The 14,929-nt window shown below is 66.2% G+C and carries 11 protein-coding genes; 9 read left to right on the top strand and 2 right to left on the bottom strand.

The features are described 5' to 3' along the window. The first annotated feature begins 12 nt into the window (after positions 1-12). The 9 genes from QSV36_RS23970 (at position 13) to QSV36_RS23930 (ending at position 12,464) form a co-directional block, all read left to right on the top strand. The gene (locus QSV36_RS23970) at positions 13-1,632 is read left to right on the top strand and encodes an ABC transporter substrate-binding protein (RefSeq protein WP_289135233.1); all 1,620 of its coding nucleotides are present in this window, start codon (positions 13-15) and stop codon (positions 1,630-1,632) included. Further along, on the top strand, positions 1,629-2,579 hold the full coding sequence (locus QSV36_RS23965; RefSeq protein WP_289135232.1) for an ABC transporter permease: 951 nt from the start codon (positions 1,629-1,631) through the stop codon (positions 2,577-2,579). The genes QSV36_RS23970 and QSV36_RS23965 overlap by 4 nt, the downstream gene beginning before the upstream one ends. Position 2,580: 1 nt before the next feature. Then, positions 2,581-3,495 carry an ABC transporter permease gene (locus tag QSV36_RS23960; RefSeq protein WP_289135229.1) on the top strand — a complete coding sequence of 305 codons (915 nt, stop codon included), beginning with the start codon at positions 2,581-2,583 and terminating at the stop codon, positions 3,493-3,495. Continuing rightward, positions 3,492-5,111, top strand: coding sequence for a dipeptide ABC transporter ATP-binding protein (locus tag QSV36_RS23955; RefSeq protein WP_289135226.1), 1,620 nt, complete (start codon positions 3,492-3,494; stop codon positions 5,109-5,111). Before QSV36_RS23960 ends, QSV36_RS23955 begins: the two co-directional genes overlap by 4 nt. 72 nt (positions 5,112-5,183) lie before the next feature. Then, positions 5,184-6,518 carry an LLM class flavin-dependent oxidoreductase gene (locus QSV36_RS23950; protein WP_289135224.1) on the top strand — a complete coding sequence of 445 codons (1,335 nt, stop codon included), beginning with the start codon at positions 5,184-5,186 and terminating at the stop codon, positions 6,516-6,518. A 30-nt stretch (positions 6,519-6,548) separates the two neighbouring features. Further along, on the top strand, positions 6,549-7,649 hold the full coding sequence (locus tag QSV36_RS23945) for an LLM class flavin-dependent oxidoreductase (RefSeq protein WP_289135221.1): 1,101 nt from the start codon (positions 6,549-6,551) through the stop codon (positions 7,647-7,649). 295 nt (positions 7,650-7,944) lie between these two features. Continuing rightward, positions 7,945-9,507, top strand: coding sequence for a flavin monoamine oxidase family protein (locus tag QSV36_RS23940; RefSeq protein WP_289135219.1), 1,563 nt, complete (start codon positions 7,945-7,947; stop codon positions 9,505-9,507). A 19-nt stretch (positions 9,508-9,526) separates the two neighbouring features. Next, positions 9,527-10,021: a RidA family protein gene (locus QSV36_RS23935; RefSeq protein WP_289135215.1), complete on the top strand. Its 495-nt coding sequence runs from the start codon at positions 9,527-9,529 to the stop codon at positions 10,019-10,021. Between the two features lie 31 nt (positions 10,022-10,052). Then, positions 10,053-12,464 carry a TonB-dependent receptor plug domain-containing protein gene (locus QSV36_RS23930; RefSeq protein WP_289135212.1) on the top strand — a complete coding sequence of 804 codons (2,412 nt, stop codon included), beginning with the start codon at positions 10,053-10,055 and terminating at the stop codon, positions 12,462-12,464. Positions 12,465-12,497: 33 nt separating this feature from the next. On the opposite strand, the gene QSV36_RS23925 is transcribed toward QSV36_RS23930, so the two are convergent. Next, the gene (locus QSV36_RS23925; RefSeq protein WP_289135209.1) at positions 12,498-13,817 is read right to left on the bottom strand and encodes an LLM class flavin-dependent oxidoreductase; all 1,320 of its coding nucleotides are present in this window, start codon (positions 13,815-13,817) and stop codon (positions 12,498-12,500) included. A gap of 11 nt (positions 13,818-13,828) precedes the next feature. Beyond that, the gene (locus QSV36_RS23920) at positions 13,829-14,782 is read right to left on the bottom strand and encodes an ABC transporter substrate-binding protein (protein ID WP_289135207.1); all 954 of its coding nucleotides are present in this window, start codon (positions 14,780-14,782) and stop codon (positions 13,829-13,831) included. Positions 14,783-14,929: the final 147 nt, after the last annotated feature.

The following is a 14,929-nucleotide window of genomic DNA, read 5'->3' as shown; positions in this document are numbered from 1 at the left end:
GAAGGACATCCCATGCCCCCACTGTATCGCCTGCTCGCCACCGGCAGCCTGGCACTGGCCCTCACCGCCTGCTCGCCCGCCGACGACAGCACCATCCGCAAAACCCTGAACGTTGCCTTCTGGGGCGACAACACCACCCTGGTCAGCGTCGACCCCTTCCAGGTCTACTGGCTGGAACACCGCGTGCTGCTGCGCAACGTCGCTGAATCGCTCACCGACCAGGACCTGGACAGCGGGCGCATCATCCCGTGGCTGGCAAAAAGCTGGGAGATCAGTGCCGACGCCCTGAGCTACACCTTCCACCTGCGCCAGGACGTCACGTTCAGCAATGGCGAGCGCTTCGATGCGCACGCCGTGAAAGCTGCCTTCGACAGCAACAAAGCCTTCGCCAGCCAGTTGCCCGCCACCTTTGGTGCCACCTACCTCGCCGGCTACGACCACGCTGAGGTCATCGACGACTTCACCGTGCGGCTGGTGCTGTCACGGCCCAATGCCGGCTTCCTGCAGGCGACTTCCACCACCAACCTGGCGATCCTCGCGCCGGCCTCGTACCAGCTGACCGCGCAGGAACGTTCGCAAGGCAAGATCATCGGTACCGGCCCGTTCATCCTCGAGCACTACACCCCCGAGGTCGGCGCACGCCTGGTCAAGCGACCCGACTACGCCTGGCCGTCGGCCAACATGCGCAACCAGGGCCCGGCCCACGTGGAGGCCGTGGACATCAGTTACATCCCCGAAGAAAGCGTGCGCAATGGCCTGTTCCTGCAAGGCAAGGCCGACATCCTGTGGCCACGCAACCCGTTCTCGGAAGTCGACATCAAGCTGTTCCAGTCCAAAGGCGCGACCATCCAGAGCCGCTCGTTGCCAGGCCCGGCGCTGAACCTCTACCCGAACACCCGCAACGACCGCCTGCTGGCCGACCGCCAGGTGCGCCTTGCGCTGCAGAAAGCCATCGACCGTACCAGCTACGCGCACACCGTGTACAACGCAGCGTTCCCGGTGGTGAGCGGCGTGTATGACGTCACCACGCCGTATTTCAAGCCACAGGCCAGCAAGCTTGCCTATGACCCCAAAGGCGCCGAGCAACTGCTTGAGGCCGCTGGCTGGCACAAGGGCGAGGACGGCTACCGGCACAAGAACGGCCAGCGCCTGACCCTGCGCTACAACCTCACTCCGGCCGAAAGCGCCGGTGACGTGCTGGTGCAGGACCAACTGCGCAAGGTGGGTATCGATCTCAAGCTGAATGTGCTGACCCGTGCCGAATGGGTTGCCGGCAACGCAGCCGGTAACTATGACCTGACCTCCACCTACATGACCCGCGCCGACCCGATCATCCTGCAGACCATCCTCGACCCCCGCTCGGCCAACAGCGCCACGCTGGCCACCAACACCTACGAGCCACACACACTGGCCAAGGCCCAGGTACTGTTTGATCGCGGCATCACTGCAACCGCCGATCCGCAACGGGCTCAGGCCTATGGCCAGCTGCAGGACCTGCTGATCGACGAAGCCTCGGCGTTCCCGCTGTACGAGCGGGTCTGGCAAGCCGCCACAGCGCCGCGGGTCAAGGACTTCCGCTGGACCGCAGAAGGCTTCGCCCTGTTCAGCGACATTCAGGTCGACCAGCCATGAAGCGCTACCTGACCGGCCGTATCGGCCAGGCGCTGCTGGTGCTGTGGGGTGCCTACACGATCACCTATTTCATTCTCTACCTGCTGCCCGGCGATACCCTGGCGATCATGCTCAGCGCCTCGGGCCTGGAGGCCGACGGGCTGTCACCCGAGGACCTGGCCAAGGCCCGCGCCTACTACGGGCTGGACAAAGGCTTGTTCGAGCAGTACTTCGACCTGCTGTGGCGCGCGTTGCATGGCGACCTTGGGCAGTCGCTGTCCCTGGGGCGTCCGGTCAGCGCGTTGCTGGCCGAGCGCCTGCCGCAGACCCTGGCGCTGGCTGGCTCAGCCATCGTGCTATCGCTGCTGGCCGGGGTCGGTCTGGCCTACCTGACCGCCTACCTGCAATGGCGACCGCTGAAGACGGCATTGGCCCGCCTGCCCTCGCTGGGCTTTTCGGTACCAGTGTTCTGGATGGGCCTGCTGCTGATCCAGGTGTTCGCCTTCGCCCTCGGCTGGTTCCCGGCTACCGGTAGCCAGGGCCTTGCCAGCCTGGTGCTGCCGGCGATCACCCTGGCGATACCCAGCGCCGCCGTCTACGCCCAGGTCCTGCAACGTGGCTTCCAGGGGGTGTGGCAGGAGCAATACATCACCACTGCCTTCGCCAAAGGCCTCAGCCGGGCGCAGGTGCAGGCCCGTCACGGCCTGCGCAACGCCGCCTTGCCATTGCTGACCCTGGTCGGCCTGCAGGTCGGCAATACGGTGTCTGGCGCCGTGCTGGTGGAGACCATCTTCTCGCGTAACGGCGTCGGCCGCCTGGCACAGGAGGCCGTGCTGCGCCAGGACATCCCGGTAGTGCTGGCGATCGTCGCGGTATCGGCTACCGCGTTCGTGGTGGTCAACCTGATCGTCGACCTGCTCTACCCCTGCCTCGACCCGCGCATCACCCATACGGCCAAGGTGAACTGAGATGACCATCGATATCCCCCTGCCCCCGATTGGCACCGTGCCAGCCAGCGACGAGGCACGCCCTGCGGTTACCTGGAAACGTCGCACACGCTGGCAGCGAGCACGGCAAACCTTGATCCCGTTGCTGCGCCGGTCCGGCTTCAGCCTGGCGCTGCTGATCGTGCTGTTTGCCCTGTCCGCCGCGCTGGCACCCCACCTGCTGGCCAGCTACGACCCTTATGCCACGTCACCCGCCGACAAGCTCAGCGCCCCCGGCCTGGCGCACTGGTTCGGTACTGACGAGCTGGGTCGTGACCTTTACACCCGGGTGGTGTACGGCGCACGCCTGTCGGTGATGGCCGCCCTGCTAGCGGTCGTCATCGCCCTGCTCGGTGGCCTGGGTCTTGGTGTACTGGCTGGTTTTGCCGGCGGGCGCATCGACGCTGCGCTGATGCGCCTGATCGATGTGTTGCTGGCCCTGCCCGGCCTGCTGCTGGCGCTGGCCATCGTCACGGCCATCGGCTTCGGCACGGTGCCAGTGGCCATCGCCGTGGGGGTCGGGATCATCCCGGGTTTCGCCCGCACCACCCGCGCCGAAGTGCTGCGGATCAAGACCCTGCCCTACGTCGAAGCCGCGCGCCTGGGCGGCGCCAGTTGGGTGCGCACGCTGCTGCGCCACGTGCTGCCCAACGCCTGGGGCCCGGTGGCGGTGCTCGCCACCCTGGACTTCGGCGCCGCCATCCTGGCTACCGCCGGGCTCAGCTTTCTCGGCTTCGGCGCCGCTCCGCCAGCGGCGGAATGGGGCACGCTGATCGCCAACGGCCGCCACTTCCTCATCACTGCGCCGTGGGTATCCCTGCTGCCGGGGCTGTTCGTGGTGGCCGTGGTGTTCAGCCTCAACCACCTGGCGCGCAGCGCCGAGGAGCATGCCCGATGAGCCCGTCGCCGTTGATCGAGGTACGCGACCTGTGTGTCAGCTACGCCTTTGCCGGGCAACGCACCCAGGCCGTGAGCCAGCTGTCGTTCAGCCTGGCCCAGGGGGAAACCTTGGCCATTGTCGGCGAGTCCGGTTCGGGCAAGTCGACCCTGGCCAACGCCTTGCTCGGCCTGCTGCCCGGCAATGCCCATATCGACCAGGGCCAGCTGTGGGTCGACGGCGTCGATGTGGCCCAAGCCGACGAGCGCACCCAGCGCCAGTTGCGCGGGCGTACCGTCGGGCTGGTGCCACAAGACCCGATGGTCAGCCTCAACCCCACCCTGCGCATTGGCCGGCAGATCGCCGAGGCGCTGGTGCTGGCCCGCGGCCGGCGCTACCCCGAGTTGCACAGCGAAGTCCTGGCCTTGCTGGCCCAGGTTGGCCTGGACGAGCCAGCGCTGCGGGCTCGCCAGTACCCCCACGAATTGTCCGGCGGCATGCGCCAGCGGGTACTGATCGCCATCGCCCTGGCTGGCGCGCCGCGGCTGATCATTGCCGACGAGCCCACCAGCGCACTGGATGTAACGGTGCAGCGGCGCATTCTTGACCACTTGCAACGACTGGTGGCCGAGCGTGGCATTTCGTTGCTGATCATCACCCATGACCTGGGCATGGCATGCGACCGCGCAGACCGCCTGCTGGTGATGAAGCAGGGCAAGCTCATCGAGCACGCCTCCCCCAGGCGGATACTCTGGGGGGCGCAGCATCCCTATACCCGTGACCTGCTCGATGCAGCGCCGGCCTTCGTGCCGCGGCGCAGGCCGGGCGCGGTGCCGGGCCAGGCGCCGCTGCTGCGCCTGAGCAACGTCGGCAAACGCTTTGCGCTACCAGGGCAGCATGCCCACTTCACCGCCCTGCATGGCCTGAACCTTGAAGTGCACGCCGGGCAGACCCTGGCCATCGTGGGCGAGTCGGGCTCGGGCAAAAGTACAGCGCTGCGTATTGCCCTGGGGCTGGAGCAGCCCAGCCAGGGGCAGGTCGAGTTTGCCGGCGAAGAGGTCAGCACGCTCAGCTGGCGGCAGTTCCGCCCCCTGCGTCGGCGCATCCAGCTGGTGCAGCAGAACCCGTTTGCCGCACTCGACCCGCGCTTCACCGTGTTCGACAGCATCGTCGAGCCGCTGGTGTCGTTCGGCCTGCTCAAGGGCCAGGCACTGGAACGCAAGGCCCGCGAACTGATTACCAGGGTGCACCTGCCGCTGCACTTCCTCGACCGCCTGCCGCGGGAATTGTCCGGTGGCCAGCGCCAGCGGGTGGCCATTGCCCGGGCCCTGGCACTGGAACCGGACGTATTGCTGCTCGACGAACCGGTCAGCGCACTGGACGTATCGGTGCAGGCACAAATCCTCGCCCTGCTCGATGAGTTGCAGCGCGAATCGGGCATGGCGTACGTACTGGTCTCTCATGACCTGGCGGTGGTGGCAAGCATGGCCGACCAGGTGCTGGTGCTGCGGCGCGGGCAGGTGGTCGAGCAAGGGCCGGCGCTGCAGGTGTTCGGCCAGCCGGCCAGCGCCTATACCCGAGCGCTGATCGAGGCCATACCTGGGCATTCGCGCAGCGTACTGCCCGTGGCGGTTTGACCGTTGTGCCACGCGGCACGGGCGTGCCGCGCGGATCAGACATTGAGGCCTATCTGGCCAGAGGTATTGAACGTGAGCAAACGACAGATCCATCTCGGCGCGATGATCCATGGTGTCGGCCACGGCTGGGGCGAGTGGCGGCACCCCGAGGCACTGGCCGACGCCAGCGTGAATTTCGGCTATTACAAGCAACAGGCACAACTGGCGGAGGCTGCGAAGTTCGACTTCGCCTTCATCGCCGACAGCCTGCACATCCACGCCCGCTCCAGCCCGCATTACCTCAACCGCTTCGAGCCGCTGACCATTCTCTCGGCGCTGGCAGCTGTGACATCCCGCATCGGCCTGGTGGCCACGGTCACGGTCAGCTACACCGAGCCTTTCCAGGTCGCCCGGCAGTTCGCCTCGCTGGACCTGATCAGCGGCGGTCGTGCCGGCTGGAACGTGGTCACCTCGTGGCTCTCGGGCACCGCTGACAACTTCGGCAAGGATCAACACCCTCCGCATGCCGTGCGCTACCGCATCGCCCGTGAACATGTCGAAGTCGTCCAGGGCCTGTGGGACTCGTGGGAAGACGACGCGTTCACCCGCGACAAACAGACCGGCGAGTTCTTCGACCCGGCCAAGCTGCACACCCTGGGCCACCAAGGCGAGTTCTTCAAGGTCAAGGGCCCGCTGAACATCCAGCGCTCACCCCAGGGCCAACCGCTGATCTTCCAGGCCGGGGTGTCGGAGGACGGGCGCAACTTCGCTGCGCAGAAGGCCGATGCGATCTTCGTCAGCCCCGAGTCGTTCAGTGATGCCCGCGCTTATTACCAGGACCTGAAACAGCGCGCCGCCGGCCATGGCCGCGACCCGGAGCAACTGTTCATCCTGCCGGGTATCCGTCCCATCGTCGGTCGCGATGAAGCCGAGGTCGAGCGCCGCTACCAGCAGGCCGTAGACCTGGTGAGCATCGAAGACGCCCTGGTCGCCCTGGGCCGGCCATTCAACGACTATGACTTCAGCCGGCATGACCTGGATGCACCGTTCCCCGACCTGGGCAGCCTCGGCGACAACAGCCACAAGGGCACCGCCGACCAGCTGAAACAGCTGGCCCGCGACGAGGGCCTGAGCCTGCGCGAAATTGCCTTGCGCTTCTCGCGCCCGCGGCGGGACTTCACAGGTACCCCAGAGCAAGTTGCCGATGCCTTGCAAGGCTGGTTCGAGGGCGGCGCCGCCGATGGCTTCATCATCAACGCGTTGCTGCCCGATGGCCTGCAGTACTTCACCGAACTGGTGGTCCCCCTGCTGCAGGCGCGCGGCCTGGTGCGCAGCGAGTACGCCGGCAGCACGTTGCGCGACAGCTTTGGCCTGAGCGTACCGACCAACCGCAATACCCAACGTCGCCACCAGGCCGCCGTCGCCTGACCGCCGCCCCTTGCAAAGGAGTTCCACAGCATGACCCTCGAATTCATTGGCCTCATCGGCCCCCAGGAAAGCAGTGAATCCCAGGCTCCACGGGGCCCGCTGGTTGACCTGGCCTTCATCAAGGCGTTCGCCCAGGCCCAGGAATACGCCGGGTTCGACAAGGCCCTGCTGGCGGTCAACACCAGCGCGCCGGATTCGATGATCCTGGCCAGCTACGTCGCTGCACTGACCGAGCGCATCGGCCTGCTGGTGGCACACCGCCCCGGCTTCCAGGCTCCGACCTTCGCCGCCCGCCAGTTCGCCACGCTCGACCAGCTCAGCCGTGGGCGAGCCTCGATCAACGTGATCACCGGCGGCGACAGCGGCGACCTCCAACGCGACGGCGACTTCCTTGACAAGGATGCCCGCTACGCCCGCACCGACGAATACCTGGAGGTGCTGCACAATACCTGGACGCAGACCACGCCGTTCGACCACCACGGAACGCATTACCGGGTGGAAGACAACCTGACCCTGGTCAAACCCGTGGGCAAGCTCCCCGTTTACTTCTCCGGCGCCTCGGACGCGGCAGTGGAAGTCGCGGCCAGGCACGCCGATGTCTACATGATGTGGGGTGAGCCGCTGGCGCAAGTGCGCGAGCGCATTGCCCAGGTACGCAAGGCCGCTGCCCGATACGGGCGGGAGCACCATATCCGCTTCAGCCTGTCGCTACGGCCGATCCTCGGTGCAACGGAAGAACAAGCCTGGGCGCGGGCCGAGCGCATCCTGGCGGACGCCCGGCAACGCATCGGCATTCGCCAGGGCAACCGCCGCGAGAAGAACTTCGGCAAGAGCAACGCCGGCTCCGAACGCCTGGTGCAACTGGCCAGCGAGCGCAAGGTGCATGACACCCGGCTGTGGACCGAAATCGCCGCCCTGGGCGGCGGCGCCGGCAACTCCACCTCGCTGGTGGGCACGCCCGAGCAGGTGGCCGAGGCCGCGCTGGCTTACTACGAACTGGGCGTGAGCACCTTCCTGTTCCGCGGGTTCGAACAGTTGCGCGATGCCGTAGAGTACGGGCAGGAGCTGATACCGCGGATTCGCCAGCGCGTCGAGCGGTTCGAGGCGCAGCGCGCGAGCCGCACCGGCTAGGACATCAGCGCCCGTCCGAGCGCCGCCCAGGCGGCGCTCGCTTCATGTTCAGCATAAGTATCCAACGATATTAAAATCAGCATTACGCATTTAATTCTATTCCTGTTATCAGTGTCATACATAATTAAGTTAGAACCAAAAAGACTTTCACATCAATCTGAAAGTCCATTAGGTTCTACGTACCGACCCCGACATGGCGGAGGCAAATGGATTTGTGCCAGCCACCGTCGAGCCTTTCACCAGGGCAGCCCAACCGTTGCGCACATCCGGACCCAACCTTTTCGGAGCATGCGACATGGGATTGTCCCGCAGAGACCTGATCACCCGCCTCGCCGCCATTGGCGGCTATTCGGCAGCCCTCGGCGCGCTGGGGCACAACGCCCTGGCCGCCACCTTCCAACCCCTGCAACTGGCTGCCAATGGCGGCAATGGCAAGCGCGTAGTGATAGTCGGCGCCGGCATCTGCGGCCTGGTGTCCGCCTACGAACTGCGCAAGGCCGGCTTTTCGGTCACCGTGCTGGAAGCACGCGAACGCGTTGGTGGCCGGGTCTGGACCCTGCGCCAGGGCGACCGTATCGAACACAACGATGGCAGCTCGCAAACCGTCGCGTTCGATCCGGGGCACTTCTTCAACGCCGGCGCCGCACGCCTGCCCAGCCATCACCTGACCATCCTGGGCTACTGCCGTGAGCTGGGCGTGGAGTTGCAGGTGCTGGTCAACAGCAGCCGCAACGCCCTGGCCCAGCCGGACCTGGCCCGCCCACCCCTGCTGCTGCGTCAGGCGGTCAACGACACCCGCGGGCACTTCAGCGAGCTGCTGGCACGCAGCATCAACCGCAACAGCCTCGATGCCGAACTCAGCAGCAGCCAGCGCAAGGCCTTGCTGGAGTTCCTCAAGGTCTATGGCGACCTCGACAGCCAACAGCAGTACCGCGGTTCGGTGCGCGCCGGCTACACACGCTTTGCCGGTGCCGGCGACCAGACGCCAATCCAGCGCCAACCGGTGCCGCTTGACCAATTGCTGGACAGCAACCTGCTGCTGCCCCTGGTATTCGACGAGATCCCCGAGTTCTCCTCGACCATGTTCCAGCCAGTTGGCGGCATGGACCAGATCCCCAAGGCGTTCTACCGCCAGGTCAAGGACAGCGTACGCCTGGGCGCTGAAGTGCTGGCGGTGGACACCGGCACCGCCAGCGCCAGGGTGACCTGGCGCGACCGCAAGAGTGGCCAGCAGCATGTCGAGCACGCCGACTACGCCATCGTCACCTTGCCGCTGCCGTTGCTGGCCAAGCTGCCGAACAACTTCGCCCCCGCCTTCAGGCAGGCCATTGCCAGCGCCGAAGGCGACAAGGCCAACAAGGTCGCCTGGCAATCACCGCGCTTCTGGGAAACCGATTTCCAGATCTACGGCGGGCTCAGCTATATCAACCATGAGGCGCGCACCCTGTGGTACCCCAGCGATCACCTCAACAGCGCCCAGGGCGTGCTGGTCGCAACCTACAACACCGGCGAGGTGGCCCGGCAGTTTGCCGCCAAGCCGCTGCAGGCGCAGGTGGCCTCGTCGCGCCAGGCCGTGGAGTCGCTGCACCCCGGCCACAGTCACAAGCTTGGCCGGCCGGTGGTGGTGAACTGGTCGAAGATCCCGTTCAGCGAAGCCCCGTGGATCGTGCATGACGAAGTCGCACAGCCGGGCTACGACCTGCTCAACCAGCCCCAGGGCCGCACCTGGCTGGCCAGCGATGCGCTGGCCCATGGTGGCGTAGGCATCTGGCAGAACAGCGCCGCCGAATCCGCCCGCCGGGTGGTCGCCCTGATCGCCCGCCATGCCAGCCAGCCCAATCGCGGCGTCGCCGCCTGATCTGCAAGGAACCTTGCCCATGCCTCGTCTTCTCCTGCTCGCCGGAGTGCTCATGTCGCTCAGCCTCAACGCCAACGCCGACCCCATCACACGGATCACGCCGCCCGGCTCGAATTTTCCCATCTCGCAGCTGGTCACGGTACCGGCCGGCAGCCAGCTGACGTTCGTCAGTGGCACCCTGCCGGATGTCGCCGACCCCAACGCGCCCAAGGGCAGCACGGCTGCACTGGGCAACACCGAAACCCAGACCCGCTCGGTGTTGAACAAGCTGCGCACGGCGCTGCAGCGCCAAGGCCTGGGCCTGGGCGACATCGTCCAGTTGCGGGTGTTCCTGGTAGGCGACCCGGCCAACGGCGGCGCACTCGACTTCGCCGGGCTGCAGGCGGCCTACACCGAGTTCTTCGCCACTGCCGAACAACCCCGCACCCCGACCCGCACAGCCATCCAGGTGGTGGCCCTGCCGCTGCCGGGCGCGCTGGTGGAAATCGACGCGATCGCGGCCAAGGCGCCCTGAGCGCGCCTGCCCCAGACAAGGAAATGCGTGCATGAAGCAAGCTTTGAAAACGGCCCCGCTGTTCAGCGTGGCCCTGGCCGCCGGGCTGCACAGCGCTCCCGGCCTGGCCGAGGAACCCGCCGCCCAGGCCCTCGGCACGGTGATCGTCACCGGCAACCGGGGTAGCGAGAAACGCACCGTCACCAGCAGCCCGGTGCCGATCGACGTGATCAGCGCCAGGCAACTGCAGGAAACCGGCAAGCCCGGCCTGATGGAAGCCCTCAGTGCCAGCGTGCCGTCGCTGACCCTGCCGGAGAAGACCGGCTGGGACGCCAGCGGCATGGCCCGCGCACCGAACCTGCGCGGGCTCAATGCCGCCCAGGTGCTGGTGCTGGTCAATGGCAAGCGCCGCCACACCAGCGCCACCCTGAACATCAGCGGCATCAACGCCGGCGCGGCGCCCAGCGACCTCGACCTCATCCCCATCGCGGCTATCGACCATGTCGAAGTGCTGCGAGACGGCGCAGCTGCCCAGTACGGCTCCGACGCCATCGCCGGGGTGATCAACGTGATCCTCAAGGCCGACACCAGTGGCACGGCGGTGAGTACTGTCGGCCAAGGCTACGATGGCAAGAAACAGACCGTGCAGCAGAACCTGAACAAAGGCTTCGAGATCGGCCGCGACGGTATCGTCCAGCTGGCCCTCGACGCCCGCAGCCAGAACGACGACAACAAGGCCAGCGCCAACGGCTACAGCCAGGCCGAAGCCCTGGACCGGGCCGGCAAGGTCACCTACGGCGGCTATGGCACGCCGAAGATCAACTTGCTGACCCTGGGCTACAACGCCGAACTGCCGCTGCAGGACGACCTCACCCTCTACTCGTTCAGCACCTGGTCCTACCGCAAGGCCGAGCAAGGCCAGAACTTCCGCCTGCCGACCATCGTCAACACCATCACCACCGGGCCCAACGGGCGCCCTTCCGGCTATACACCTACCTGGTACATCGAAGAGTACGACTACCAGGCGGCGTTTGGCGCCAGGGGCCTGGCCGGTGCGTGGGACTGGGACCTGTCCAGCACCTACGGGCGCAACGAGGCCGAACAAGGCACCTGGAACAACCAGAACCCGTCCCTGGGCGAGGCCACCCCAGACCATTTCAAGTCCGGCACCTGGGTCAGTTCGCAGCTGACCAGCAACCTCGACTTGCGGCGCAGCTTCGAGGTCGGCCTGGCCAGGCCGCTGGACGTCTCCTGGGGCCTCGAGCAGCGCCGCGATACCTACCAGGTCCAGGCCGGCGACTGGGCCAGCTGGGCCGACGGAGGGTACTGTTCGGCGCCTGGCAACTGCGCAGCTTCAGGCGCCCAGGTCACCAACGGCATCTCGCCTGCCGAAGCCAGCAGTGCCAGCCGCAACAGCTACGCCGGCTACCTGGATGTCGGTTTCAACCCGCTACCTCAGTGGTACTGGGGCGCGGCCCTGCGCTACGAGCACTATGACCGCGGCATCGGCGCCACCCGCAGCGGCAAGCTGACCACCCGCTACGAGTTGACCCCCGAGCTGGCCGTGCGGGCCACTGTGAGTAACGGCTTCCGCGCCCCGTCGCTGGCCAACAGCCTGTTCAGCGCGCGCTCCACCACCTACGGTGTGGTCGACGGCGTCTACCAGTCGATCAACTACGGCGTGCTGCCGGTGGACTCCGCCGCGGCCCAGGCCCTGGGCGCCGAGCCGCTGAAACCGGAAAAATCCACCAACTACAGCCTTGGCCTGGCCTGGCAGCCGAGCGAGCGCCTGGCCTTCACCGCCGATGCCTACCTGATCAACGTACGCGACCGCATCACCCTGACCGGCACCCTGCTCGGCCCGGAAGTGACCCAGGCCCTGCTGGCCAACGGCATCGACTCGACCTCAGGCGGCCAGTACTTCACCAACGGTGCCAGCACCCGCACCAAAGGCCTGGACCTGGTGGGCAGTTATGACCAGGACCTGGGCAGTGCCGGGAGCGTGAAGTGGACGGCGGCCTTCAACTGGAACGACACCGAGATCCTCGCCTACAAGGACAGCGTGAACATCCTCGGGACCTCATACGAGCTGATGAACCGCCAGGCGCGCAACCTGCTGACCGAGGTGCAGCCGCACACCAAGCTGATCCTCGGCGGCAACTGGCGCCTGGACCGCTACCGGGTCAACCTGGGGCTGACCCGCTACGGCTCGTGGCGCGAGGTGAATGCAGCCAACGACCGCTCGCTGGACCGCGAGTACAAGGCGCGCTGGATCACTGACCTGGATGTGGCCTACCAGCTGACCAAAGACCTGGAACTGGCGATCGGGGCGCGCAACCTGTTCGATGTGTACCCCGAGCGCCAGGCGCCAAGCAGCAAGACCATGGTCAAGGGTTACGGCGTTTATTCGCCGTATGGCTTCACCGGGGGGTACTACTTCGGGCGGCTGACCTACACCTTCTGAGGCAGTCGGGGCTGTTTTTGCAGCCCCGACGATCTACCGGCTGAAGCGCGGGATGGGCAGCCCCAGGCTGTCACGCAAGGTTTTCCCTTCATAGGCAGTACGATAAACCCCGCGCGCCTGCAACAGCGGTACCACCTCCTGGGTAAACCGGCGGAACTGTCCCGGATGGCCAATGTAGATATTGAAACCATCCAGCGCCCGCGCCTCGAACCACTCAGTCATCTTCGCCGCCACCGTTTCAGCTGAGCCCACGAAAGCGCCCGGCCGCAACTGACGGCCGAACTCGACCGCCTGGCGCAGGCTGAAGCCCTTGGCCAGCGCCTGGTCGGCGATACGCTTGGCGTTGGTGAAGAAACTGCTGCGCGCATATTCCAGGCTTTGCTGGGGGAACGGCGCATCCAGGTCGTACTGGCTGAAATCATGCCAGCCAAAATTGCGCCCGAACTCCTTCAGCGCCAGTTCGAAGCTGTGGTCGACCTGGTGGTAGTGGCGTTCGATCTCACGGGCATGCTCGTCGTTATCGCCCACATAGATCTCCGCCCCCGGCATCACCAGCAGTTGCTCCGGATCGCGCCCCAGGCGCGCGGCACGGGCCTTGATGTCGCGGTAGAAGGCCTGACCCTGCTCGATGCTGGCGGCATGGGTGAACACCACGTCGGCGGTGGCGGCGCCGAGGTCGCGGCCCTGCTCGGAATCGCCGGCCTGGAAAATCACCGGCTGCCCCTGGGGCGAACGCTGGATGTTCAACGGCCCGACCACCGAGAAGTGCTGCCCCTTGTGGCCGAGGGCGTGCAGCTTCGCCGGGTCGAGGAAGCGGCCGCTGGCCCGGTCGCGGGGGAAGGCATCGTCTTCATAGGAGTGCCACAGGCCTTGCACCACCTGCACATGTTCCTCGGCCCGGGCGTAGCGGGTGTCGTAGTCGTAGTGCTCATCCAGCCCGTAGTTGCCGGCGGTGCCGGCATCGCCGCTGGTGACCACGTTCCAGCCCGCGCGGCCCTTGCTGATCAGGTCCAGCGAGGCCAGCCGGCGGGCGACGTTGAACGGTGCGTTGTAGGAGGTGGTGAGCGTACCGACCAGGCCCAGATGACGGGTACTGACCGCAAGCGCCGAGAGCAGGGTCAGCGGCTCCAGGCGGTTGAGGTAGTGCGACGGTGAGCCCGGGGTGATGAACTGGCTGTCGACGATGAATATCAGGTCGAACAGTGCCGCCTCTGCCTGGCGTGCGATGTCGATGTACCAGTCGATGTTGACGCTGGCGTCGGCTGGCAGCTCGGGGTCAAGCCACAGGTTATGCCGGCCCGGGCCGCCGCAGCCCATGGTCAGGGCGCCGAGTTTGATCTGTCGTTTGCTCACGGGAAATCCTTTCAATGGCTGCGGGAATCGGCCGCCTGGAAGGCCGCGCCAAACGAGTTGTCGAACAGGTCTGCGGCTGGGTAGGCCTTGATCAGGCCAAGCCCGGCGAAGAAATCCACGGTCTTCTGCGCGTCGACGATCACCTGCGGGTTCAACGGCGCCAGGTCGGTGCGTGCGCGGGCGAACCAGGCACGGGCGATGTCGCGGTCGGCGCGGGTGCGTTGGGCCCAGGCATCGGCGTAGGCCTCGGTATTGGCCGGGTGGTCGAGGGCCCAGTCGCGGGCCTTTTTCAGGCGCTGCAGGAAGTCGGCGATCTGGGCACGCTTGTTCTCCACGGCCTTGCTGTTGGCCACCACGAAACTTTGTGCCGGGATCACCCCTTCGGCGGTGGCCAGCACCCGGGCGCCCTGGCGCTCCTGCTGGGTGACATAAGGCTCCCAGGTGGCGATCACGTCCACCGAACCGCCATCCAGAGCGTGGGAAGCATCCAGGGCACTGAGGTAGCGCAGCTCAAGGTCATCGCGAGGCACACCCGCCTTGTCCAGGGCGCTGAACAGCAGTTGCTGGCTCCACGAGCCTTTCCAGATCGCCGCGCGCCTGCCACGCAGGTCCTGCAGGCTGTGGATCGGCGAATCCTTGCGCGCCAGGATGGCCACGCCTTCGAGGTTCTGGCGGCTGACTGCGATCACCTTGATCGGCGCCCCCAGGGCCCCGAGGAATAGCGGCGGCGCATCACCGAGCAGGCCGATGTCGAGGCTGCCGACGTTGAGTGCCTCGGCCACTGGCGAACCTGCGGTGAACTGCTTCCACTCCAGGGCATAGGGCAGGTTGTCGAGCACGCCGGCCGCTTCCATCACCGCACGGGCATTGTAGCTCTGGTCACCGACTACCAGGCTCTGGGCAGCGGCGGCAAGGCTGAAGGTGGTGGCCAGCAGCGTGGCGGCCAGATGTTTGATGTAGCGCACGTTCGTCTCCGGATACCCGCCTGGGGTATGTGAGGCGATCCGCGCGTGCGGTCTCGTCCAGGGTTTATTTATAGCCCTAAGGCATTGATTTGTCGGTTTTTATAATTTAGAGCGTGTTCGTCGGCCTGTGAAATGCACATTAGGCAT

Origin of the sequence: Pseudomonas sp. BCRC 81390, from assembly GCF_030341915.1 — a bacterium.
GTDB lineage: Bacteria > Pseudomonadota > Gammaproteobacteria > Pseudomonadales > Pseudomonadaceae > Aquipseudomonas.
This window is presented reverse-complemented; position numbering and strand designations above follow the sequence as displayed.

Coding starts and splice junctions, on each gene's coding strand:
- QSV36_RS23935 (WP_289135215.1), top strand. CDS start 9,527: ATGCCTCGTCTTCTCCTGCTCGCCGGAGTGCTCATGTCGCTCAGCCTC.
- QSV36_RS23960 (WP_289135229.1), top strand. CDS start 2,581: ATGACCATCGATATCCCCCTGCCCCCGATTGGCACCGTGCCAGCCAGC.
- QSV36_RS23940 (WP_289135219.1), top strand. CDS start 7,945: ATGGGATTGTCCCGCAGAGACCTGATCACCCGCCTCGCCGCCATTGGC.
- QSV36_RS23970 (WP_289135233.1), top strand. CDS start 13: ATGCCCCCACTGTATCGCCTGCTCGCCACCGGCAGCCTGGCACTGGCC.
- QSV36_RS23930 (WP_289135212.1), top strand. CDS start 10,053: ATGAAGCAAGCTTTGAAAACGGCCCCGCTGTTCAGCGTGGCCCTGGCC.
- QSV36_RS23965 (WP_289135232.1), top strand. CDS start 1,629: ATGAAGCGCTACCTGACCGGCCGTATCGGCCAGGCGCTGCTGGTGCTG.
- QSV36_RS23945 (WP_289135221.1), top strand. CDS start 6,549: ATGACCCTCGAATTCATTGGCCTCATCGGCCCCCAGGAAAGCAGTGAA.
- QSV36_RS23955 (WP_289135226.1), top strand. CDS start 3,492: ATGAGCCCGTCGCCGTTGATCGAGGTACGCGACCTGTGTGTCAGCTAC.